Annotated in this window: 17 protein-coding genes and 1 pseudogene; 8 read left to right on the top strand and 10 right to left on the bottom strand. The window is 73.4% G+C overall.

What is annotated here, in order from left to right; all coding sequences use genetic code 11:
* Nucleotides 1-127: 127 nt before the first annotated feature.
* Nucleotides 128-328 (bottom strand): hypothetical protein, encoded by a 201-nt coding sequence (locus ACWCSU_RS35900; RefSeq protein ID WP_449941072.1) that lies wholly within the window; start codon nt 326-328, stop codon nt 128-130.
* Between the two features lie 119 nt (nt 329-447).
* On the opposite strand from ACWCSU_RS35900, the gene ACWCSU_RS35895 reads away from it, so the two are divergent.
* Complete coding sequence (locus tag ACWCSU_RS35895; protein WP_449941070.1) at nt 448-735, top strand: hypothetical protein; 288 nt, start codon at nt 448-450, stop codon at nt 733-735.
* 142 nt (nt 736-877) lie between these two features.
* Here ACWCSU_RS35895 and ACWCSU_RS35890 read toward each other — a convergent pair whose 3' ends face one another.
* Nucleotides 878-2,056: a cysteine desulfurase-like protein gene (locus ACWCSU_RS35890; RefSeq protein WP_449941068.1), complete on the bottom strand. Its 1,179-nt coding sequence runs from the start codon at nt 2,054-2,056 to the stop codon at nt 878-880.
* Between the two features lie 9 nt (nt 2,057-2,065).
* On the opposite strand from ACWCSU_RS35890, the gene ACWCSU_RS35885 reads away from it, so the two are divergent.
* From ACWCSU_RS35885 to ACWCSU_RS35855, 7 genes and pseudogenes are all read left to right on the top strand, one after another.
* Entirely contained in the window at nt 2,066-3,121 is a 1,056-nt protein-coding gene (locus tag ACWCSU_RS35885) for a winged helix DNA-binding domain-containing protein (RefSeq protein WP_449941065.1), read from the top strand.
* A gap of 597 nt (nt 3,122-3,718) precedes the next feature.
* A pseudogene (locus ACWCSU_RS35880) lies at nt 3,719-4,621 on the top strand (RNA polymerase sigma factor); the annotation flags it as partial.
* A gap of 294 nt (nt 4,622-4,915) precedes the next feature.
* Nucleotides 4,916-5,674, top strand: a complete 759-nt coding sequence (locus ACWCSU_RS35875; RefSeq protein WP_449941062.1) for a class I SAM-dependent methyltransferase — start codon at nt 4,916-4,918, stop codon at nt 5,672-5,674.
* A gap of 11 nt (nt 5,675-5,685) precedes the next feature.
* Nucleotides 5,686-6,624 carry an adenosine deaminase gene (add, locus tag ACWCSU_RS35870; protein ID WP_449941060.1) on the top strand — a complete coding sequence of 313 codons (939 nt, stop codon included), beginning with the start codon at nt 5,686-5,688 and terminating at the stop codon, nt 6,622-6,624.
* Nucleotides 6,625-6,863: 239 nt separating this feature from the next.
* Nucleotides 6,864-10,649 carry a Pls/PosA family non-ribosomal peptide synthetase gene (locus tag ACWCSU_RS35865; protein ID WP_449941059.1) on the top strand — a complete coding sequence of 1,262 codons (3,786 nt, stop codon included), beginning with the start codon at nt 6,864-6,866 and terminating at the stop codon, nt 10,647-10,649.
* Nucleotides 10,646-11,944 carry a M1 family metallopeptidase gene (locus tag ACWCSU_RS35860; protein ID WP_449941318.1) on the top strand — a complete coding sequence of 433 codons (1,299 nt, stop codon included), beginning with the start codon at nt 10,646-10,648 and terminating at the stop codon, nt 11,942-11,944. The genes ACWCSU_RS35865 and ACWCSU_RS35860 overlap by 4 nt, the downstream gene beginning before the upstream one ends.
* 66 nt (nt 11,945-12,010) lie before the next feature.
* The gene (locus ACWCSU_RS35855; protein ID WP_449941057.1) at nt 12,011-14,104 is read left to right on the top strand and encodes a molybdopterin-dependent oxidoreductase; all 2,094 of its coding nucleotides are present in this window, start codon (nt 12,011-12,013) and stop codon (nt 14,102-14,104) included.
* Here the strand turns inward: ACWCSU_RS35855 and ACWCSU_RS35850 are convergent.
* The 8 genes from ACWCSU_RS35850 to ACWCSU_RS35815 form a co-directional block, all read right to left on the bottom strand.
* On the bottom strand, nt 14,097-14,579 hold the full coding sequence (locus ACWCSU_RS35850) for a metallophosphoesterase family protein (protein ID WP_449941055.1): 483 nt from the start codon (nt 14,577-14,579) through the stop codon (nt 14,097-14,099). The two genes, ACWCSU_RS35855 and ACWCSU_RS35850, sit on opposite strands and share 8 nt — an antisense overlap.
* Nucleotides 14,580-14,586: 7 nt before the next feature.
* Nucleotides 14,587-15,321, bottom strand: coding sequence for an SRPBCC family protein (locus ACWCSU_RS35845; RefSeq protein WP_449941053.1), 735 nt, complete (start codon nt 15,319-15,321; stop codon nt 14,587-14,589).
* 1 nt (nt 15,322) lies between these two features.
* Nucleotides 15,323-15,910 carry an ArsR/SmtB family transcription factor gene (locus ACWCSU_RS35840; protein ID WP_357710225.1) on the bottom strand — a complete coding sequence of 196 codons (588 nt, stop codon included), beginning with the start codon at nt 15,908-15,910 and terminating at the stop codon, nt 15,323-15,325.
* A gap of 31 nt (nt 15,911-15,941) precedes the next feature.
* Nucleotides 15,942-17,168 (bottom strand): RNA polymerase sigma factor, encoded by a 1,227-nt coding sequence (locus ACWCSU_RS35835; protein ID WP_449941050.1) that lies wholly within the window; start codon nt 17,166-17,168, stop codon nt 15,942-15,944.
* Nucleotides 17,165-17,509, bottom strand: coding sequence for a YciI family protein (locus tag ACWCSU_RS35830; RefSeq protein WP_357710289.1), 345 nt, complete (start codon nt 17,507-17,509; stop codon nt 17,165-17,167). Before ACWCSU_RS35830 ends, ACWCSU_RS35835 begins: the two co-directional genes overlap by 4 nt.
* A 50-nt stretch (nt 17,510-17,559) precedes the next feature.
* Entirely contained in the window at nt 17,560-18,060 is a 501-nt protein-coding gene (locus ACWCSU_RS35825) for an ATP-binding protein (RefSeq protein WP_449941048.1), read from the bottom strand.
* 126 nt (nt 18,061-18,186) lie between these two features.
* The gene (locus tag ACWCSU_RS35820) at nt 18,187-20,535 is read right to left on the bottom strand and encodes a SpoIIE family protein phosphatase (protein WP_449941047.1); all 2,349 of its coding nucleotides are present in this window, start codon (nt 20,533-20,535) and stop codon (nt 18,187-18,189) included.
* Nucleotides 20,536-20,560: 25 nt separating this feature from the next.
* A partial coding sequence (locus ACWCSU_RS35815) for a response regulator (protein WP_449941045.1) occupies nt 20,561-23,065 on the bottom strand: 2,505 nt, incomplete at its 5' end.

The raw sequence follows: 23,065 nt of genomic DNA, 5'->3' as shown, positions 1-23,065 counted from the left end.
CGCCCAAGGTGCCTGACACGCCCTCATAGAGCTGACCAGCACAATTGCCTGACAACCCTAGATGACTCCAGAGGCGGTCGGCGAGGGGCCGGGAGGGCTCAGCCGCTCGCGGGCAAGCTCGCGGCGCTCACCCGGCACCGGGGCGGTCGCGTCGCGGCAGCTGTTCGACGACCAGGTCGTAGGAATCCTCGACCACGTCGGTGACGAGGCGCCCGGTGGCGCCGGGTCCCGGCCCGATCGAGAGTACGAGGTCGTGGGCAAGGCGTTCCTGATCGTCCACGTCGTGCTGGGGGGTGAAGGGGCGTGCGTTGCTGACGCCGGACGGCACAGATGGCCAGCTCGGTCTTCCCGGTCCCCGGCATCCCCGCGATCACCAGGACGAGAGGACCGGGCCGGTTCTCCTCGGGAACAGGAGCGGTCAGGCGGTCCAGTTCCTTGGTGCGTCCGATGAAGACCCGGGTGCCGGTCGGCGGCTGCAGCGCCCACCCCGGCTGCTGGTCCTCACCGGGTGACGCCGCCGGGTTCGGGGGAGCGTCGTGCGGCAGTGCGATCAGCGTGCCGGCGCTCACCACGCTGGTCACCAGGACGAGCCCGCCGAACAGCCACCAGTTCCAGGTCGTGGTGAGCAGGTTGGTGAGCGCGCCCGCCGTCACGCCCGCCATCGGGCCCAACGCCGCGACGACCAGGCGTCCCCGCCGCCGAGCGGGCAGTCCGCCTGCCATCGCGATCACCTGACGCCGCTTCACGGGCGGTACGGCCCTTCGCAGGGCCGCCCGCAGGTCCGGTAGGTCCGTGCTGTCGTTGTAGAGCATGAAAGGACCGATGTCGAGCGGTTGAGGTGATCCGGCCACCGGTCGAGGCGTGGACGCTGGTGGCGTCAGGACAGCCGGGCCACTCCTTCCAGGAGGCGGGTCACGTCGGAGTGGTCGTTGTAGTGGACCAGGCCGGCGCGGACGGCGCCGCCCGAGTCGCGCAGGCCCAGGGCACCGGTCAGTTCCCAGGCGTAGTTGTGGCCGTTCCAGACGTTCACCCCCAGACCGGCCAGGTGCTCGGCGACCTGGCGCGGGGTGTGGCCGGCGACGGTGAAGTAGGCGGTCGCGGTGCGCCGGGCCGGCTTGCCGTGCAGGGTGACGTGGGGCATCGCCTCCAGGCCGGCGATCATGGTGGCGAACAGCTCCAGCTCGTGCTCCTCGGCGGCGGCCATCGAGGCGAGGAGGCGTTCGCGGCGGGTGCCGGAGCCGGGGACCATGGCGGCCAGGTGGTCGACCGCCGCGGTGACCCCGGCCAGGTCGGCGAAGGCGGACGTACCCGTCTCGAACCGCTCCGGCACGGTGTCGGGGGAGGGGCGTAACTTGGCCGGCCGGACCGTCTCCAGCAGGACCGGGTCGGCCACGACGGCCCCCACGTGCGGTCCCGACCACTTGTAGGCGCTGGTGGCGTAGAAGTCGGCGCCGAGGGCCCGCATGTCCACCGGGCCGTGCGGGGTGGCGTGCACGCCGTCCACGTACAGCAGGGCGCCCGCGCGGTGCGCCAGCTCGGCGATGGCGGGCAGGTCGGGACGGGTGCCGAGGATGTTGCTGGCCGCCGTCACGGCGACGACCTTGGTCCGCTCCCCGATGAGGCCGGCGTACTGGTCGACCGGGAGTTCGCCGGTCACCGGGTCCACCTCGGCCCAGCGTACGGCGGCGCCGGTCTGGGTCCAGGGGCGTACGTTCGCGTCGTGGTCGAGCCTGGAGACCACCACCTCGTCCCCGGGGCCGGTCAGCGCCCTGGCCAGCCGGTACGTCAGCGTCGTCATGTTCGGACCGAGGATCACCCCGTCCGGATGGCCGCCGACCAGGTCCGCAACGGCGGCACGGCAGGCGGCGACGATCTCGTCCGCCCGGTGGCTGGCGGGGAAGGCCCCGCCCACGTTGCCGAGCCCGGCCCGGTAGGCGGCGGAGACGGCGTCGATCACCGAGTCCGGCGTCTGGGTGCCGGCCGCGCCGTCAAGGTAGGCGAAGCCATCGGAAAGCGCGGGATAAGAGGAACGTACGGACTCCAGGGGGAAAGGCATGATAAGTAGATGCTCACCCTCAGAGACCTCAACCGCGCCACCCTGGCCAGGCAGCACCTCCTCACCCGGCACAAGGGGCAGCCGGCCGACATCGTGCGCCGGCTGGCCGGGCTGCAGGCGCAGGAGCCGAGGCCGCCCTACCTGGGGGTGTGGACGCGGCTGAAGGGGTTCGTCCGTGACGACCTGCACGACGCGCTGCACGACGGCAGCCTGGCGCGGGCGACGATGATGCGGGCCACGCTGCACCTGGTGACGGCGGAGGACTTCGCCGCGTTCCGCCCGCTGCTGCGTCCCATGCTGGCCGCCGCGGCGCGCCGGTTCGAGGGCGTCGACTTCGAGGCCGTCTCGGCGGTCGCCGACCGGCTGCTCGCCGACGGGCCGCTCACGTTCAACGAGCTGCGGCCCCTGCTGCTGAAGGAGTTCCCCGGCGCGGACGAGCGCGTGCTCGGGTACGCCGTACGCATGATGACGCCGCTGGTCATGGTGCCGACGCAGGACCGGTGGAGCTTCCCGCGCGAGTCCGCCTTCGGCCTGCCCGGCGTCGAGCTGGACGCGGACCCCGGCGTGGAGGGCATGGTCGAGCGGTACCTGGCCGCGTTCGGGCCGGCCACGCCCGCCGACGTGCAGACCTGGTCAGGGCTGGGCGGCCTGCGGACCGTCATGAAGGGGATGGAGCTGGAGAGACTCGCCGACGAGACGGGACGCGAGCTGTTCGACCTGCCGGGCGCGCCGCGACCGGGGGGCGACGTGCCCGCGCCGGTGCGGTTCCTGCCCGACTTCGACAACCTCGTCCTGGGGCACGCCGATCGCAGGCGGGTGCTGGCGGACGAGTTCAGGCCGCTGGTCGCGACCAAGAACCTGCGCATCAAGGCGACGTATCTGGTCGACGGGTTCGCGGCGGGCACCTGGCAGATCAAGCGGTCCGGCAAGAAGGCCAAGCTCGTCATCAGCCCCTTCGCCGACCCGACGCCTCTGGACGTCCTGGAGGAGGAGGGGCTGGCGCTGCTCGCCTTCGCCGAGCCGGACGCCACCGGCCACACTCTCGAACACGCTCCGGCGAGCTGACCGTCCCTGAACCGCCTTCGACGGGTCAGGGGGATGGAACTGTCGGTGGCGTGTGCGACCTTGAGAACGGCGTGCCGACGGCGCGGCCCTTCCATCCGCTGGGCGACGGCGTGATGGGGGAGCCCGTCGAGGAGGGGGCGCGCCTGATGGCCTTCGCCGGAGTCGAGGAGGGGAGCGTCGCATGGCCACCGCCCAGGAGCTCTGGCGGAGAAGCCCCGCGCGACACCTGGGAGGGGGCGTCTTCTGGAGTGCCGTGGATCGGACGGGGTGGAAGAGGGGTGGCGGGGTTGGGGTGCTGGTCAGGGGGCGCTTGCCGGCGGCGGCCCATCAGTGGTCGCCGTTCCGTCGAAGCCGCGTTCGAGGAAGCGTTGGGTAGCCTGGTCAGAGACGGCCCTGCCAGGCCCCGCTTCTTCCGTTCCCTCATGTCCTGAAGGTTCCGACGCCTATCGGCCCGCTACGTTCCCCCGCCGGCCCTGCCCGCAGGCCGGCTCAGTCACTGAGCGTCCACCCAACGCGAGCGAGGAGAGAATTTTGTCCCAAGCAGCAGAGGTTCTCGAACTGGACGACACCATCGCCGACGGTGGCACGGCCGTCGGCGCCGACTCGGTCAAGACCTACCTGAAGGAGATCGGGCGCGTCCCGCTGCTCACCGCCGAGCAGGAGATCGAGCTGGCCAAGCGCATCGAGGCCGGCCTGTTCGCCACGGAACGGCTCGACAGCGAGCCCGGCCTGCCCCCCGAGCTGCGCGCCGACCTGGAGTGGATCGCCGACGACGGCCTTCGTGCCAAGCGCCGCATGCTGGAGGCCAACCTCCGGCTCGTCGTCTCCATCGCCAAGCGTTACACCGGCCGGGGCATGCTCTTCCTCGACCTGATCCAGGAGGGGAACCTCGGCCTGATCCGGACGATCGAGAAGTTCGACTACCGGCTCGGCTACAAGTTCTCCACCTACGCCACCTGGTGGATCAAGCAGGCCATCACCCGTGCCATGGCCGACCAGGCCCGGACGATCCGCATCCCCGTCCACATGGTCGAGCTGATCAACAAGGTGGCCCGCGTGCAGCGCCGCCTGCAGTCCGACCTGGGCCGCGAGCCCACCCCCGAGGAGATCGCCGCCGAGACCGATCTCGACGTCGAGCGGGTGGCCGAGGTGCAGAGCTACGGCCGGGAGCCGATCTCGCTGAGCACGCCGCTCGGCGAGGAGGGCGACAGCGAGTTCGGCGACCTGATCGAGGACACCGAGGCCGTCTCGCCGGCCGACGCGGTCTCGTTCACACTGCTCCAGCAGCAGTTGCACAGCCTGCTCGACCAGCTCTCCGAGCGCGAGGCGGGCGTGATCACCATGCGTTACGGCCTGGCCGACGGCAAGCCGCGTACCCTCGACGAGATCGGCCGCGTCTACGGCGTCACCCGTGAGCGCATCCGGCAGATCGAGGCCAAGACCATGTCCAAGCTCCGCCACCCCTCCCGGGCCATGGCGCTGCGCGACTACCTGAGCTGATCGCCCCGGCCCGGGAGCGTCACGTGACACGCCGAGCAGGGCTCGCCGTGTGGACGTGGAGCGTCACCGCCTTGTCGACCGAACCAGCCGCCGCGGTGCCGGCGACACCAGCGACAGGCACGACCTCCGTCCATCCTGGCGAGAACCACCCCGGCGAGGGGCCCGAAGCCGGGAGAGCGGGCCGGACGGGTCCGCAGAGGAAGAGACAGGGGGCGGGAAAGAGGGGGTAAACGGTGGCTCATCAGTGTGCCGAGCCCTGAGCGGGCCCGATGAGCCCGACCTACTCTGCCCAACGTGAAACGCTCCCGTACGAGCCTCGTCCACCAGGCCGCCTACGCGTTCCGGCACCCCCACAGGATCGCCCCGCACCTGCGCCGGCTGGCCCGCGACACCTGGTTCAGGCTCCGCACCCACGACCACGTCACCTACTACCGCGCCGTCATGAGGTCCGACACGGCCCGTGACCCCGAGGGCGCCGTGGGCTCGCACAAGCACCGGCGCTGGCTCGCCGTGGGACGCATGCAGTTCGACTACCTGGTGGAACACGGGCTCAAGCCCGACTGCCGGATGCTGGAGATCGGCTGCGGGAACCTGCGCGCCGGCCGTCTGTTCATCGGCTACCTGTTCACCGGCAACTACTACGGCATCGACATCTCGCCCGACATCCTGCTGGCCGCCCAGGACACGATCGACAAGCACGCCCTGCAGGAGAAGCTGCCGTACCTGGCGCCGGTGCGGGACCTGCGGTTCGCGTTCCTGCCGGACGAGTACTTCGACGTCGTGCACGCCCACAGCGTCTTCTCGCACTCGCCGATCGAGGTCATCGAGGAGTGCTTCGCCCACGTGGGCCGGATCATGAAACCGGACGGCTGGTTCGACTTCACCTTCGACAGGACCGAGGGGCAGGAGCACCACGTCCTGCGCGAGGACTTCTACTACCGCACCGAGACCCTGGTCGAGCTGGCCCGCCAATACGGACTCAAGGCGACGTTCATGGACGACTGGGAGCAGGGCCCGCATAAACAGTCGAAAATCCGCATCACCCGGCGATAACCTCCCGGAGAGTGAGAGACCTCCACCTGCTGCCCAAGGCACACCTGCACGTCCACCTGGAGAGCACCGTACGGCCCGGCACCGTGCGCGAGCTGGGCGGCCCGCCCGAGCCCGAGGGCAGCTTCACGAGCTTCCGTGAGTTCGCCGACCAACGGGCCAAGGTGCGTGACCTGCTGCGCACCCCCGAGCACTTCCGCCGCGTCGCCCTGGAGTTCTGCGAGGACGAGGCCGCCCAGGGCACCCGCTACGTCGAGGTCACCTTCACCGCTGCCTCTCACGGGGAGCGGCTGGGCGCGCCGGAGATGCCGCTGGAGGCGGTGCTCGACGGCCTGGCCGAGGGCAGACGGTACGGCATCGAGTCCAGGGTGCTGCTGGACCACTCCAGGCGGCGGCCCCTGGAACGGCTGTGGCGGACGTACGAGCTGGCCACCCGCTACGACGAGGTGATCGGACTCGGGCTCGCGGGCGACGAGGCGTACCCGCTCGCGCCGTTCGCCGAGGTGTTCGCCGCGGCCGGGGACGCGGGCCTGCACCTGGTGCACCACGCGGGCGAGGCGGCCGGGCCGGCGAGCATCCGCGAGGCGCTGGACCTCGGCCGCACCGAGCGGCTCGGCCACGGCATCCGAGTGCTGGACGACCCGGAGCTGGTGGCCGAGGTGCGCGAGCGCGGCGTCCCGCTGGAGGTCTGTCCCACGTCGAACGTGCTGCTCGGGCTCGTGCCGTCGCTGGCCGAGCACCCGTTGCCGCGTTTGCGCGCGGCGGGGCTCGCGGTCACGGTCAACACCGACGGCGAGACGGCCCTGGCCGGCGAGTACCAGCGGCTGCGCGAGGTCTTCGGGTACGGCGACGACGTCCTGGCCGAGCTGGCCCGCGCCTCGATCAGGGCCTCCTTCGCCCCCGACGCGCTCAAGACGGACCTGCTGGCCGCTGTCGACGCCTGGCTCCACTGAGCCGCCGCCCCGGCCCGCCCGCCCCGACCCGTGCCCGCCAGGTGCGGCGATCTCCGTCACATCGTGGAATAGTTGGCGAATCCACGACCGTTGCGAACGGAGGTGGCGCGAACGCCACGACAGTGGCAGGCCGCGGCATGGATGGGCCGGGGCCGACCGCCCGACCGAAGGAGCAGCGTTTGCGCACCGACTCGGCAGACTTAAGACCCAGGACCGCGTCGGCGGTCTACCCCGCGGGCATGCTGGCCTCGCCGCCCCGCACACTGATCGACATCCTCGACGAGACCACCCGCCGCCACCCCGAGGCGCCCGCGCTGGACGACGGCGCCGTGTGCCTGGACTACCGGTCGCTGCGCGCCGAGGTCGACCGGGTCGCCGCCGACCTCGCCGCGGCCGGTGTCGGGCGCGGTTCCCGGGTCGGCGTGCGCATCGCCTCCGGCACCGCCGAGCTGTACGTCTCCATCCTCGCCGTGCTGGCGGCCGGCGCCGCGTACGTCCCCGTGGACGCCGACGATCCGGACGAACGCGCCGAACTCGTCTTCGCCGAGGCCGCCGTGGACGCCGTGCTCGACGGCGGCCCGGCCACGCGGGCCGGGCAGGCGGCCGCCACCGAGCGGCCCACCCCGGACGACGACGCTTGGATCATCTTCACCTCCGGCTCCACCGGCAGGCCCAAGGGCGTGGCGGTGACGCACCGCTCGGCCGCCGCGTTCGCCGACGCCGAAGCCGGCCTCTTCCTCCAGGACCGCCCGCTCGGCCCCGGTGACCGGGTGCTGGCCGGGCTGTCGGTGGCCTTCGACGCCTCCTGCGAGGAGATGTGGCTGGCCTGGCGGCACGGCGCCTGCCTGGTGCCCGCCCCCAGGGCGCTGGTGCGCACCGGCATGGACCTGGCCCCCTGGCTCGCCGAGCAGGGCGTCACCGCCGTCTCCACCGTGCCGACGCTGGCCGCGCTCTGGCCCGCCGCGCACCTCGACGGCATCCGCCTGCTCATCTTCGGCGGCGAGGCGTGCCCGCCCGAGCTCGCCGAACGGCTGGCCGTGCCCGGTCGCGAGGTGTGGAACACGTACGGGCCCACCGAGGCGACCGTGGTGGCCTCGGCGGCCCGGCTGACGGGGGAGGGGCCCGTACGCATCGGGCTGCCCCTGGACGGCTGGGACCTGGCCGTGGTGGACGGCGCGGGCGAGCCGGTCGCCATGGGCGAGACCGGCGAGCTGATCATCGGCGGCGTCGGCCTGGCCCGCTACCTCGACCCGGCCAAGGACGCCGAGAAGTACGCGCCCCTGCCGTCCCTCGGCTGGGAGCGCGCCTACCGCAGCGGCGACCTCGTCCGCGCCGAGCCCGAGGGCCTCGTCTTCGCCGGCCGCGCCGACGACCAGGTGAAACTGGGCGGACGCCGGATCGAGCTCGGCGAGGTGGACGCCGCCCTGAACGCGCTGCCCGGCGTCACCGGCGCGGCCGCGGCCGTCCGGACCGCGGGCGGCGGCCACCAGGTGCTCGTCGGCTACGTCGTGACCGGGCCCGGCTTCGACGCCGGACAGGCTCGCGAACTGCTGGCCGGCTCGCTGCCCGCCGCGCTCGTGCCCCGCCTGGCCCCCGTGGACGCCCTGCCCACCAGGACCTCCGGCAAGATCGACCGGGACGCGCTCCCGTGGCCGCTGGACGGCCCGGCACAGACGGACGCGGGCCTGAGCCCGGCCGAGGCGCTGCTGGCCGAGCAGTGGACCGAGGTCCTCGGCGTGCGTCCGCAAGGGCCGGGATCGGACTTCTTCGCCGACGGCGGCACCAGCCTGGCCGCCGCCCGCCTGGTCTCCACCCTGCGGGCCACGCACCCCGACGTGGCGGTCGGCGACGTCTACGCGCACCCGACCCTGGCCGGACTGGCGGAGCTGCTGGCCTCCAGAGGCGGGACGCGGGCCCCCGCGCACGCCGAGGCGGCCGCCCCCATGCCCGTGCGCGCCTCGCTGGCGCAGACCGCGCTGATGATCCCGCTGCTCACCGTGGGCGCGCTGCGCTGGGTCGTGCCGCTGGCCGCCCTGGGCAACCTGCTCGCCCCGCCGTGGGCGCCGGCGTTGTCGTGGTGGTGGGTGACGCTGGGCGCGCTGGCGTTCGTCACCCCCATGGGACGCATGGGTCTGTCGGCGGCGGTGGCCCGGCTGCTGCTGCGCGGCGTCCGCCCCGGCGCCCACCCGCGCGGCGGCGGCGTGCACCTGCGGCTGTGGTTCGCCGAGCGGTTCGCCGAACGGCTCGGCGTCCCCGACCTGGCCGGTGCGCCGTGGATGGCCTGGTACGCCCGGCTTCTCGGCGCCACCGTCGGCCCGGACGCCGACCTGCACTCGCCTCCGCCCATCACCGGCCTGCTCAAGCTGGGCAGAGGCGCCTCCGTCGAGCAGGAGGTCGACCTCGCCGGCCACTGGTACGACGGCGACCAACTGCACGTCGGCGAGATCCGCATCGGCGCGGGCGCCACGGTCGGCTCCCGCTCGACCCTGCTGCCCGGCGCGCGCGTCGGCAAGAACTCGCAGGTCGCCCCCGGTTCCGCGGTCGCCGGGACGGTTCCCTCCGGCGAGCGCTGGGCCGGCGTTCCGGCCTTCCGCCAGGGCAAGCCGCGCCGCTCCCGCCCGGCCGGGCGCGCCGCCCGCTCCCGCCCGTGGGTCGCGCTGTACGGGGTGAGCGCGATCGTGCTCAGCCTGCTCCCGGTGGCCGCCGCCGGCGCCGCGCTCGCGGTCCTGGCCGCCTTCGCCGGGGACGAGCCCACGCTCGGCGGCGCGCTGGCCGCCGCCCTGCCCGCCGTGCCCCTGGCCACGCTCGCCGGGATGGCCGCCTTCGCCCTGGTCACGCTGGCCGGCGTACGGCTGCTCGGCCTCGGGCTGCACCCGGGCCACCACCCGGTGCACAGCCGCCCGGCCTGGCAGGCGTGGGTCACCGGCAGGCTGATGGCCTCGGCCCGGGTGTGGCTGTTCCCGCTGTACGCCAGCGTCCTGACGCCCGTGTGGCTGCGGGCGCTCGGCATGAAGGTGGGCCGCGGCGCCGAGCTGTCCACGGTGCTCGCGCTGCCCACGATGACCTCCGTCGGCGACGACGCGTTCCTGGCCGACGACACCATGGTGGCCCCGTACGAGCTGGACGGCGGCTGGATGCGCCTGGCCTCGGCGCGGATCGGCAAGCGCGCCTTCCTCGGCAACTCGGGGATGACCGCCCCCGGCCGCAAGGTGCCCAAGGACGGCCTGGTCGGCGTGCTGTCGGCGACGCCCAAGAAGGCCAAGTCGGGCTCCTCGTACGTGGGCATGCCGCCCATGAAGCTGCGCAGGACCGCCGAGGAGGCCGACCGCAGCAGGACCTACGACCCGCCCGCGCGGTTCAGGGCGGCGCGGGCGCTGGTCGAGTTGTGCCGGGTGGTGCCCGCGATGGGCGTGGTCGCGCTGGCCGTCCTGGCCGTGGCGGCCTTCGAGTGGCTCGCCGCCGGGTACGGGTTCGCCGTCGCCGCCGCGCTGGGCGGCCTGGTCGTGCTGGCCGCCGGGGTGCTCGCCGCGGCCGTGGCGACGGCCGCCAAATGGGCGCTGGTCGGTCGCATCTCGGCCGGGAACAGGCCGCTGTGGAGCTCGTTCGTGTGGCGCAACGAGCTGGCGGACAACTTCGTCGAGGTGCTGGCGGCGCCCTGGTTCGCCCAGCCGTGGCTGGGGACCGCCCCGCTGAACGTGTGGCTGCGCTCCCTCGGGGCACGCATCGGGCGTGGGGTCACGTGCGAGACGTACTGGCTGCCGGAGGCGGATCTGGTGACACTGGGCGACGGCGCGTGCGTCAACCGGGGGTGCGTGCTGCAGACGCACCTGTTCCACGACCGGGTCATGAGCATCGACACCGTGACGCTGGAGGCCGGCGCGACGCTCGGCCCCCATGGCGTCGTCCTGCCGGCCGCGCGGGTGGGCGCGGGCACGACGGTCGGGCCGGCGTCCCTGGTCATGCGCGGCGAGGCGCTGCCCGGCGGCGGCCGGTGGTTCGGCAACCCCGTCTCGGCGTGGCGATGACGCCGTACTTCCCGGGGCACGGCGACCACCGGTACGCGGTCGAGCACTACGATCTGGCGCTGCACTACCGGGTCGCGGCCAACCGGCTCGACGGCACGGCCCGCCTGACGGTCTCGGCCGTCGAGCCGCTCGGCGACCTGGGCCTCGACCTCGGCCACTTCCGCGTCTCGGGCGTCGCCGTCGACGGCCGGGCCGCCCGCCACACCCACGGCCAGGGCAAGCTGCGCCTCAGCCTGCCCAGGCCGCTGGCCGCCGGGGACCGGGCCGTCGTCGAGGTGCGGTACGCGGGCACGCCCGTGCCGGTCCGCAGCCCGTGGGGCGGGCTCGGCTGGGAGGAGCTGACCGACGGCGCGATCGTGGCCGGCCAGCCGATCGGCGCGCCCTCCTGGTTCCCGTGCAACGACCGGCCGGACGACAAGGCGCCCTACCGGATCGCGGTGACGACGTCGCCGGCGTACCAGGTGATCGCGAACGGCGTGCTCACCTCCAGGCAGCGGACGGCCGGGACCACCACGTGGGTCTACGAGCAGGCCGAGCCGATGGCGACGTACCTGGCCAGTGTGCAGATCGGGCGCTACCAGCTCTCGGAGGCGGCCGGGACGCGGCTGGCCCATCCCGCGCGGCTGGCCGCCCGCGTCCGGCACGACTTCGGCCGGCAGGGCGAGATGATGGCGCTGTTCGGCGAGCTGTTCGGGCCCTACCCGTTCAGCGGCTACACCGTCGTCGTGGCCGACGACGACCTGGACATCCCGGTCGAGGCGCAGGGCATGTCGATCTTCGGCAGGAACCACGTCGACGGCGCCCGCGGTTGCGAGCGGCTGGTCGCGCACGAGCTGGCGCACCAGTGGTTCGGCAACAGCCTCACCGTGGCCCGCTGGTCCGACATCTGGCTCCAGGAGGGCTTCGCCACCTACGCGGAGTGGTTGTGGTCGGAGCGGTCGGGCGGCCCGCCCGCCGACGAGCACGCGCTGCGCTGGCACCGCAGGCTCGCCGCGCTGCCGCAGGACTTCGCGCTGGCCGACCCGGGCCCGGCCGCGCTGTTCGACGACCGCGTCTACAAGCGCGGCGCGCTGACCCTGCACGCCCTGCGCCGGGCCGCCGGTGACCAGGCGTTCTTCGCCCTCCTGCGCTCCTGGGCCGACAGCCGCCGGCACGGCAGCGTCACCACCGAGGAGTTCGCCGCCCACGCCGAGCGGCACGTCCCGGCGGCCGCGCTGCTGACGGCGTGGCTGCGCGACCGCCCCCTGCCCCCGATGGCGGGCGGCGCCGTCAGCCGCCCGTCAGGCTGGCGCTGAGACCGGGCGGACGGCCGCCCGGGGTGGCGGCTCGGGGACGGGCGCGTCCGCTCATAGCCTGGTCACATGGTGACCCGGCTCGCTACCTGCAACCTGTGCGAGGCCATGTGCGGCCTCCGCGTCGACCTCGACGGCGACCGGATCACCGGCATCCGCGGCGACGAGGACGACCCGCTGTCGGCAGGCCACCTGTGCCCGAAGGCGGTGGCTCTGCAGGACGTGCGCGAGGACCCCGACCGGCTGCGCCGTCCCGTGGTCCGCACCTCCGGCGGCTGGCGCGAGATCCCCTGGCCGGACGCGTTCGACCTGGTCGCCGCCCGGCTGGCCGGGACCCGTCTCGTGCACGGCGCCGACGCCGTGGCCGTCTACCTGGGCAACCCGGTGGTCCACAGCCTGGGCGCGCTGACGCACGCGCCGCCGTTCGCCCGCCTGCTGGGCACCCGCAACCGCTACTCCGCCGCCTCCCTCGACCAGCTCCCGCACCAGTACGTCGCCCGCCACCTGTACGGCAGCCAATGGCTGCTCCCCGTGCCCGACATCGACCGCACCGCCTACTTCCTGACCTTCGGCGCCAACCCGGCCGTCTCCAACGGCAGCGTGATGAGCGCGCCCGGCATCGTCCGGCGCATCCGCGACCTGCGCGCCCGCGGCGGCCGGATGGTGCTGTTCGACCCGCGCCGCACGGAGACCGCCCGGCTGGCCGACGAGCACCACTTCGTCCGTCCCGGCACCGACGCCGCGCTCATCCTGGCCATGGTCGCCCTGATCATCGACGGGGGCGCGGCCCGTCCCGCGCCCTACGTGGACGGGCTCGACCGGCTGGCGCCGGCGCTGGCGGCGTTCACGCCGGAGCGGGCCGCGGCGGTGACCGGCGTACCGGCCGAGGTGATCACCCGGATCGCGGCCGAGTTCGCCGCCGCCCCCAGCGCCGCCGCCTACGGCCGGATCGGCGTGTCCACCCAGCGATTCGGCACGCTGTGCCAGTGGGGGATCCAGCTGCTGAACCTGGTCACCGGCAACCTCGACCGGCCCGGCGGCACGCTGATGTGCAGGCCGGCCGTCGACCCGGTGCGCAACCGTCTGATCGACCCCGGCCACGAGGGCAGGTGGCGCAGTCGGGTGCGCGGCCTGCCGGAGTTCGGCGGTGAGCTGCCCGCCGCGGCGCTCGCCGAGGAGATCGGCACGCCCGGCGAAGGGCAGGTGCGGACGCTGGTGACCATCGCCGGGAACCCGGTGCGCTCGGCCCCCGGCGGGCACGAGCTGTCGCGCGCCCTGGCCGGGCTGGACTTCATGGTCAGCCTCGACTTCTACGTCAACGAGACCACCCGGCACGCCGACGTCATCCTCCCGCCCACCGACCTGCTCGAACGCGACCACTACGACCTCGTCTTCAACCTGGTCGCGGTCCGCGACCACGCCCGCTACACCCCGGCCGTGCTGCCCAGGACGCCCGGTGCCCGGCACGACTGGGAGATCCTGCGCGAGCTGGCCCGCCGCTACCGCCGCCTGGTCCGCGCCGGCTCACCGGCCGACCGGTTCATGCTGCGGCTCTCTCCGGAGCGGATCGTGGACCTCGGGCTGCGGGCGGGGCCGTACCGGCTGAGCGTGGCGCGGCTGCGCCGCCACCCGCACGGGCTGGACCTGGGCCCGCTCAGGCCCAGCCTGCCGGGCCGGCTGCGCACGCCGGGCCGCCGCGTCCAGGCAGCGCCGCCCGTCCTGCTCGACGGCCTCGCCCGCGCCCGCGCCGAACTCCTGGCCCCCGCCTCCGCCGGGCTGCTGCTGATCGGCCGCCGTCACCTGCGTGACGACAACTCCTGGCTGCACAACTCCGCCAGGCTGGCCAAGGGCCGACCTCGTCACCACCTGCTCATGCACCCCGACGACCTGCGCGCCCGCGGCCTCACCGACGGCGCGCCGGTCCGGGTGCGCTCCCGCAGCGGCGAGGTGACGGTCGAGGTCGGCGCGAGCGAGGACGTCATGCCCGGCGTCGTCAGCCTGCCCCACGGCTACGGCCACGACCGGCCGGGCGTGCTGCTGTCGGTCGCCTCCACGCTCGGCGGCGCCAGCGCCAACGACCTCACCGACCCCGCCCGCCTGGACGAGCTCACCGGCACGGCGGCGCTCAACGGCGTCCCCGTCACCGTCGAGTCGCTCAGCTGACCGGGACGATCTCCGCGCGGGTCAGCACGCCGTCCTGGACGGTCAGCAGGCCGAGGGTGCCGTGTGGCTGGCGGCGGCGGTCGGTGGGGGAGCCCGGGTTGAAGATGCGCAGGCCGTCGCCCGACTCGTCGAGCGGGATGTGCGAATGGCCGAAGACCACCAGGGCGGCCTCGGGGAAGCGGCGGCGCAGGCGGGCCAGGCGGCCCTTGGCGGGTCCGCTGTCGTGGATCATCCCGATCCGCAGGCCCTCCAGGGTCAGCTCCAGCGTCTCCGGCGCCACCACGTCGGGGCCGTCGTTGTTGCCCTTCACCACGTGCACCGGGGCGTAGGCGGCCAGCTCGTCGAGCACCGCGCGGACGCAGACGTCGCCCGCGTGCAGGATGACGTCGGCCGTACGCAGGTGCTCGGCCACCCGGGGCGGGCAGGAGCGCCACCGGGCGGGCGCGTGGGTGTCGGACAGTGCCACCAGGTTCATCCGGAAGTCATGCCCGTTCCGCGTGCGCATCCTCCAGCCAGGGCCGCCAGGCCGCGGCCTGGCCCGTGGGGTCGCCGAACAGCAGGTGCATGGCGAGCATGCTGCCGCCCATGCCCTGGACGAACCGGTAGAGGGCGTCGGACGTGCGGACGCCGACGGACTGGGCGTTGCGGAAGTAGACCACGCCCTCGACCGGCGGCAGGCCGGGCGGTGTGATCCGGACGGCGTCGCCGGGCTCGGGGGTGCCGCCGAGGGCGGCGTGGAGGGACCGCCAGGCGCGCGGCCAGTCGCTCACCGGCGGGCCCGACTCGGTGAACGGGGTCGCGGCCCGGCCGGCGAAGTGGCCGAGGTACTCCGTCAGCGTCGCGAAGAACAGGGCCAGGCCCGTGGACATCGCCTCGTACTCCTGCTCCCAGTCGTCGCCGGGCAGGAAGCCGCTGGTGACCATGCGGACCAGGGTGCTGCCCTGGCCGCGGGCCTCCAGCAGGAACTCGTAGGCCACGAACCGGCCGTCGGGGCCGGGGACGCCGGAATGGGCGAAGCGCTTGAGCGGCTCCTCGGCGGTCACCCTGGACTCGGGCAGCTCGACCCCGGCGAACGCGGTGCGGATGGCGCCGCCCTCGACCTCGTTGCGGCCCATGAACCACGAGTCGATGCCGGGCCCGGTGGTGATGGCCTCCCACACCTGCTCGGGCGTCGCCTCGACCAGGGAGTCGAGGGGGATCTCGAACTCGTGCCCCACCTCAGGAGCCCTTCTTCACGGACGGGTGCACGGCGACGATCAGCCGATGATCCCGCCCGCCTTCCGCGGATTCGTCATGATATTTGCTGACCAGCGACGTCACGCACTGCGCCAGCTCCTCGGCGAACGCGGCCCGGTCGGCGGCCGAGGCGAAGCGCACCTCGCCGTCGATGGCGAACGTGGCCACCTTCTTCTGCGCCTTGGCCGCGCCGGTGATCAGCGTGCCGACGTCGCGGACGAGCTGCGCCGCCAGGGCCAGCAGCCAGCGCGCCGACAGCCGGTCGGGAGACCGGGCGGGATCGGGCTGCACCGAGGCCAGCGCGGTGGGGGAGATCACGAAGGAGGCGGCCGTGGCCTGCATCACGCGCTCGGTGACGTTGCCCTTCCTGCGCTCCTCGACCAGCTCGACCAGCCCGTGGCGTTCGAGGGTGCGCAGGTGGTAGTTGACCTTCTGGCGGGCCAGGCCCACCTTGGCGGCCAGGGAGGTGGCAGAGCCCGGCTCGACGAGCTCGGCCAGCAACTTCGATCGCATCGGGTCGAGCGACGCCTCCGCGGCCGCCGCGTCTTCGATCACTGCCACTTCGTGCATGCCTGAACGATCGCACCGAAAAAAATCGTTGTCAAGCCAGCCGGGCGGCCTTGCCCTCCAGATAGCGCTGCTCAGGCAGGCTGAGCGTACGCCGGGCCGCCTCGCGGAAGGCCAGCGCCGCCCCCTCGGTGTCGCCCTCCAACTCCAGCAGGTGGGCGCGTACCGAGGCCAGCCGGTGGTGCCCCGAGAGCCGGTCGTCGGCGGCCAGGCCGTCGAGCAGGTCGAGCCCGGCCCGCGGGCCGTGCACCATGGCGGCGGCCACGGCCTGGTTGAGCCGGACCACCGGGTTGTCCTCCAGGCCGGCCAGCACGCCGTAGAGAGCCAGGATCTGCGGCCAGTCGGTCTCGGCGGACGTGGGCGCCTCGTCGTGCACGGCCGCGATCGCCGCCTGCAACTGGTACGGGCCGAGGACGCTGGTGGCCAGCGCCTTGCTGACCAGCTCGACGCCCTCCTCGACGAGCCGCCGGTCCCACAGCGAGCGGTCCTGCTCGGCGAGCGGGACCAGCGACCCGCCCGGCCCGGTACGCGCCGCCCGCCGCGCCTCGGTCAGCAGCATGAGCGCCAGCAGCCCGGCGACCTCGCCGTCGTCGGGCAGCAGCCGGCGGACGAGCCGGGCCAGCCTGATCGCCTCGGCGGTCAGCTCGGGCCGCTGCAGGTCGGGCCCGGAGGTGGCGGTGTAACCCTCGTTGAAGATCAGGTAGAGCACGTGCAGCACCACGCGCAGCCGCTCGGCCCGCTCCTGCTCCGGCGGCGGCCCGAACGCCACCCCCGTGGACCTGATGCGCTGCTTGGCCCGGCTGATGCGCTGGGCCATCGTCGCCTCCGGCACCAGGAACGCCGCCGCGATCTGGGCCGTGGTCAGGCCGCCCACGGCCCGCAGCGTGAGCGCGAGCTGCGAGGGCTCCGACAGCGACGGATGGCAGCACAGGAACAGCAGCGTCAGCGTGTCGTCGCCGGCCGGCGTGCGCTCCTCGCCCGGCGCCGGCTCGACGAACTCGTCGGCCGGGACGGCGACCGCCGCGCTCTCCTCCCGCCGCCGGCGCGCGCTCTCACTGCGGAAATGGTCGATGACCCGCCGGGAGGCGACCGTGATCAGCCAGGCCCGCGGGTTGTCCGGCACGCCTTGGTCGGGCCACTGCACGGCGGCGTCCAGCAGGGCTTCCTGGACGGCGTCCTCGCAGGCGTCGAACTGCTCGTAACGGCGCACGAGCACGCCGAGCACCTGCGGCGCCAGCTCGCGCAGCAGCCCTTCGATCACTCCGCCACCTCGTCGATGATCGGCCGCACCTCCATGGCGCACAGCCGAGCGTCCGGCCAGCGCGCGGCGATCTCGGTGGCCCGCTCGACGCTCGCGCAGTCGACGATCAGATAACCCGCCAGGTACTCCTTGGCCTCCAGGAACGGGCCGTCGGTGACGGCGGGCACGCCGTTGCGCACCGTCACGGTCTTGGAGGAGGCCGGGTCGCCCAGCGCCTGGCCGCCGGCCAGCTCGCCGTTGGCCTCCAGCTCCGCCATGAGCGCGTCGACCTCGGCCATGACCTGGTCGAAGCCGTCGGCGACGGCCTGCTGGGCGGCCGGGTTGCTGTAGATGAGCAGCATGTATTTCACCTGCCTCATCCTAGGGTTCCGGGGATTCCGGCCGGGTCAGGCTAGGCGGGTTCGGCCGGCGGCAGGACGGTCCGCGACGGGCCGGCGTCGCGCGGGACGAAGGGTGCGGGCGGCTGTTCGTCCGGGACGAGGAGGGCCGGTTGCGCGAGGTGCGCGGCCCGGACGTCCATGTGCAGGCGTAACCGGCTGCCCTGCGGGCTCTGGTCGAGTTCGACCTGGTCGCACAGGTGCTGGATCAGCCACAGGCCGAAGCCGAACCCCGCCGTGTGCGCGCGGCCGTGTTCGGCCGCGGCCAGGTGGGCGGCGCTGAGCAGGCCGGCGTCGTCCGCGACCTCCACGGTGACGCCGCCCGGCTCGTCGAGGCCCACCACGGTGCCGGTGCCGCCGCCGTGGTCGAGGACGTTGGTGACCGCCTCGTTGACCGCCAGCACGAAGTTGTCCAGGGGCTCACCGGACAGCCCGCCGCGGCCGGCGTGCTCGCGTACGAGGCGGCGGATGCCGTCGAGGTCGGTGCTGATGGGACAGCGTAGCTCCGGTTCCATGGCCATGGTCTGATCAGTCCTGCCTGGGTGTGGCGTGGCGGGTCACCCGGCTCTCGATGCTTACCGGGCGGAGGCCCGGCAAACTCGCGGGATCGGTGTCCCGTGGCCCGGCCTCGATGAGGACGGTCACTGGAGGCGGGCGCCGATGATGCACGTGTCGTCGTCGGTGTCGGAGTTGCTGTGCGTGAGGAGGTGGTCGAGGCGTTGCTCCAGGGTGGCCACGGGCTGGCGGGCGACGTCCAGGAGCCGCTGCTGGGACTCGTGCAGGTTGACGTCCCGCCGTTCGATCAGGCCGTCGGTGTACATGAGCAGGATGTCGTCGGAGGCGAGCTGGAGGTGCGTCTCCTCGTAGTCGGCCTCGGCGACCGCCCCGAGCAGCAGGCCCTTGGTCATGTCGAGCTCCCTGGCCTGACCGTCGCGGACCAGGATGGGCGGCAGGTGCCCGGCCCTGGCGTAGCGCAGCACGCGCGTGCGGGGGTCGAACAGCGCGCAGATGGCGGTGGCGGTGACGTTCGCGGTCAGGTGGTGGGCGACCAGGTTGAGCCAGGTCAGGAGCTGGCCCGGCCCGGCGCCCGTGGCGGCCAGGCCGCGCAGCGCGTTGCGCAGCACGACCATGCCGGTGGCCGCCTCGATGCCGTGCCCGGCCACGTCGCCGACCGACAGCAGGATCTGCTTGGTGGGCAGCACGACCGCGTCGTACCAGTCGCCGCCGACCAGGTGCTCCTTCTCGGCCGGACGGTAGCGCACGGCGATCTGCAGGTCGAACGCCTCCAGCGGCTCCCGGCTCGGCGGCATGATCGCCTGCTGGAGCTGCAGGGCCAGCCGGTTGCGCTCGGCGGCCTGCTGCTCGGTGTGGGCGAGCTGGTCGCGGGTGGCGGCCAGGGCCACCTCTGTCCAGTGCTGGGAGGAGATGTCCTGGTAGGCGCCGCGGATGGCCAGCAGCAGGCCGCTGTCGTCGAAGACGGGCTCGGCGACGACCCTGATGTGCCGTACGGTGCCGTCGGACCGCTGGAGCCGGTAGGCGGTGGAGGCCGGACGGCGATGGTGCAGCACGGCCCGGACGAACCGGCCGATGGCCACGGCGTCATCGGGGTGGGCGTGCGTGGCCAGGCGTTCGAGCGGGATGGGCGGCTCGTCGGCGGACATCCCGTACAGGTCGTGGAGCTGGGCGCTCCAGACGATCTCGCCGGTGAGCAGGTTCTCCTCGAAGCCGCCGATGCGCCCGAGGCGCTGGGCGTGCTGGAGCAGGTTGGCGAGCTGGGCGTCCTGGTCCTGCAGCCGCCAGATGAGCAGCACGCCGTCGCCGAGCCGGATGATCGCGATGCCGGCGACGGTGTGCAACGGGATCTGGTCCACCAGGGCCGTGATCGCCATCTTCTCGGCCCTGAACGTCTCGCCCGTGGCGTGCACGTGCTCGATCCTGGCCAGCAGCGCGCCCTCCTCGGCGGCCAGCGGGTACGCCTCCAGGAACAGGCTCCCGACGACCTCGCCGCGCGGCCGTCCGGCCGGGTCGAGGAAGCGGGGGTTGGCGTGCACGATGCGGAAGTCGGTCAGCCGGCCCTCGGTGCCCAGTTGCGGGCGCAGCACCAGGGCCGCGTCGGGCAGCGCGTCGGCCAGGTCGATCAGCTCGGGCAGGACCTGCGGCTCGTGGGCGGCCTGGTCGGCGGTCTCGAAGGTGTGGGCGCACAGGTCGGCCAGCACCTCGATCTGCTTGATGACCCGCGGGTCGGGCCGCGGCATGGCGTGCGGCCAGCCGATCTCCAGCACGCCCAGGATGCGGCCGCCCGTCCCGGCCGGCGCGGTCGCCCGCGCGCCGGACGTCTGGCGCTGCCCGATCGAGGGCAGGCCGACGGCGGTCAGGTCGTCCAGCCACACCGTGCCGCGGGCCAGCAGCGCGCGGCGGGCCGGCGTGGCCACGCCCGGCGGCACGTAACGCCAGCGCCGGGCCTCCTCGTCGGCCAGCCCCGCGTAGCCGGCCAGGGTGAGCGACGCGTCCGGCCCGGCCTCCCAGATGGCGACCGTCGTCGCGCCCAGCGCGGACAGGGCCTGCTCCAGCAGCGACTGCGCCACGGCCTGCGCGTCGGTGGCGGTCAGCGCCCCGTTCTCGGCGGTACGCAGCCGCACCGCCACCTCCGCGGACTCATCGGCGCAGGCCGAGCTCAGGAAGTCGCGCGCGGTCTCGCTGATGCGGTCGTGGGCGGCCTGGTTGATGATGTCGGCGGCCAGTTCCAGCTGCGTCACCCCCGCCTGGTCGGCCAGGGTGGCGAGCTGCCTGGCGGCGGCGGACAGGCTGCACTGCAGGCGCTCGACCAGCACGCCCTTGGCCACCTCGACCAGGGCGCGGCCCTCGGCGGCCCGCTGGGCCTCCAGGATCTGGCTGTGCAGGCGGTCGACCGTCGCGGCCAGGCGGCCGAGATTGGGCGGCTCGATACGCTCCGGCGGTACGGCGGCCGCCGGATCGTGCAGGTGGTGCACTGCGTTGCTCCTCGGGGGGGACGGGTCAGGCGCCGAGCCAGTGGCGGATGCGCTCGACCAGATGGTCGGCCTCGACCGGCTTGGTCACGTAGTCGCTCGCGCCGGCGGCCAGTGCCTTCTCCTGGTCTCCGGGCATCGCCTTGGCCGTGACCGCGATGATGGGCAGGTCGGCGTACTGCGGCATCGTCCGGATGCGGGCGGTGGCGGTGTAGCCGTCCATCTCCGGCATCATCACGTCCATCAGCACCAGGTCGATCCGCGGGTGGGCGACGAGCGTGTCGATGCCCTTGCGGCCGTCCTCGGCGTGCAGCACGTCGATGCCGTGCACCTCCAGCATGCTGGTCAGGGCGAACAGGTTGCGCGCGTCGTCGTCGACGATCAGCACGGTCCGGCCCGTCAGCGACGTGTCGATCTCGGCTCCGGCGAGCTGGTTGACGTTCCCGGCCCTGATCAGCGGCAGCACGTCGCCGGGCTGGTCGGCGGTCAGGTGCAGGGCGATGCGCTCGCGCAGCTCGTCGAGGCTGGACAGCAGCTCCAGCGGCTGCCCGCCCTCACGGGCCTGCAACGGCGCCGCCTGCTGGGAGCTGGCCCGCCAGTTGTTGTAGGCCAGGACCGGCACCGAGTTCAGGGCCTGGTCGCCGTCCATGGCCTCCAGCAGGCGGTAGGCGCTCTGGTCGGGCAGGTCGAGGTCGAGCACGATGCAGTGGCAGGGGTCGGCGGCGAGGGTGGCCGCGGCCTCCTGCGCCCCGGCGGCCGTGACGATCTCGATCGTCTCGTCACTGCCCGGCGCCAGCTCCGTCACCACGCTCTCGGCCACGTGCGACAGCAGTCCCTGCGGGCGTTCCTCGATCACCAGCAGGCGGCGCGGCTGCGGCTGGTGCGACCTGGCCGGGGCGGCCGCGTTCGGCTCGGGCATGGTGGCGGGAGCGGCCTCGACGAGGATCGAGGGGTCGGCCAGGAGCTTCTTCGGGGAGAGCCCGACGAAGTCCGGCCGGGCGATCGGCAGGTAGAGGGTGAAGACGCTGCCCTGGCCCGGGGTGCTCTGCGCCGCGATCGCGCCGCCGAGCAGGTGGGCGATCTCGCGGCTGATGGACAGGCCGAGGCCGGTGCCGCCGTACTTGCGGCTGGTGGTGCCGTCGGCCTGCTGGAACGCGCCGAAGATGGCTTCGAGCTGCTGGGCCGCGATGCCGATGCCGGTGTCCACGACGCGCAGCGCGATGGCCGCGCCGTGCTGGCGCACCGAGGCGGGCAGCTCGTCCTGGGCGGCCGGTTCGATGCGCAGCTCGACGCTGCCGGTCTCGGTGAACTTGACCGCGTTCGACAGCAGGTTGCGCAGCACCTGCCGCAGGCGCGAGTCGTCGGTCATGACCTCCACGGGGATGCCGGGGGCGTTCGTGATCGTGAAGTCGAGGCTCTTCTGCGAGGTCATCGGCCGGAACGTGGCCTCGACGTAGTCGAGGAGCTGGCGCAGCGGCACCCGTTCGGGGTTGATGTCCATCTTGCCCGCCTCGACCTTGGACAGGTCGAGGATGTCGTTGATGAGCTGGAGCAGGTCGGAGCCGGCCGAGTGGATGATCTCGGCGTACTCGACCTGCTTGGGGGTCAGGTTGCGCGTGTGGTTCTGGGCCAGGAGCTGGGCCAGGATGAGCAGTGAGTTGAGCGGGGTGCGCAGCTCGTGGCTCATGTTCGCCAGGAACTCGCTCTTGTACGTCGAGGCCAGCGTGAGCTGGTGGGCGCGGTCCTCCAGCTCCTGCCGGGCCTGCTCGATCTCCAGGTTCTTGGTCTCGATGTCCTGGTTCTGGCGGGCCAGCAGCGTGGCCTTCTCCTCCAGCTCGGCGTTGGAGCGCTGGAGCTCCTCCTGCTGCTGCTGGAGCTCCTCCGACCGGGCCTGCAGCTCGCCCGCGAGCCGCTGCGACTCGGCCAGCAGCTCGTCGGTGCGGGCGTTGGCCACGATCGTGTTGAGGTTGACCCCGATCGTCTCCATGAGCTGATCGAGGAAGGCCCGGTGGACCGGCGTGAACGCCTGCACCGAGGCCAGCTCGATCACGCCGAGCACCTGCTCCTCGACCACGATCGGCAGCACGACCACCGAGGCGGGCTCGATCGTGCCGAGACCGGTCGAGATCCGGACGGCCCCGGAGGGCACCTCCTCGACGGCGATGACCCTGCGGCTGCGGGCGGCCTGGCCGACCAGCGCCTCGCCGAGCCGGAACCTCGTGGGCCTGCCGGGGTCGGCCGGGTAGCCGTAGGCGCTGATGAGCTGGAGCTCGTTCTCCTCGGCGAGGAAGAAGGCGCCGTACTGGGCGCTGACCAGCGGGGCCAGCTCGTTCATCACCAGCTCGGCCACGGCCGCCAGGTCGCGGTGGCCCTGCATGAGGCCGGACATTCGGGCGAGGTTGGACTTGAGCCAGTCCTGCTGCTCGTTGGCGGTCGTGGTCTCGCGCAGCGACTTGACCATCGAGTTGATGTTGTCCTTCAGGTCGGCCAGCTCGCCCTCGGCGTCGACCGTGATCGACCGGGTCAGGTCGCC

This window comes from Nonomuraea sp. NPDC001699, assembly GCF_053596455.1.
This window is presented reverse-complemented; position numbering and strand designations above follow the sequence as displayed.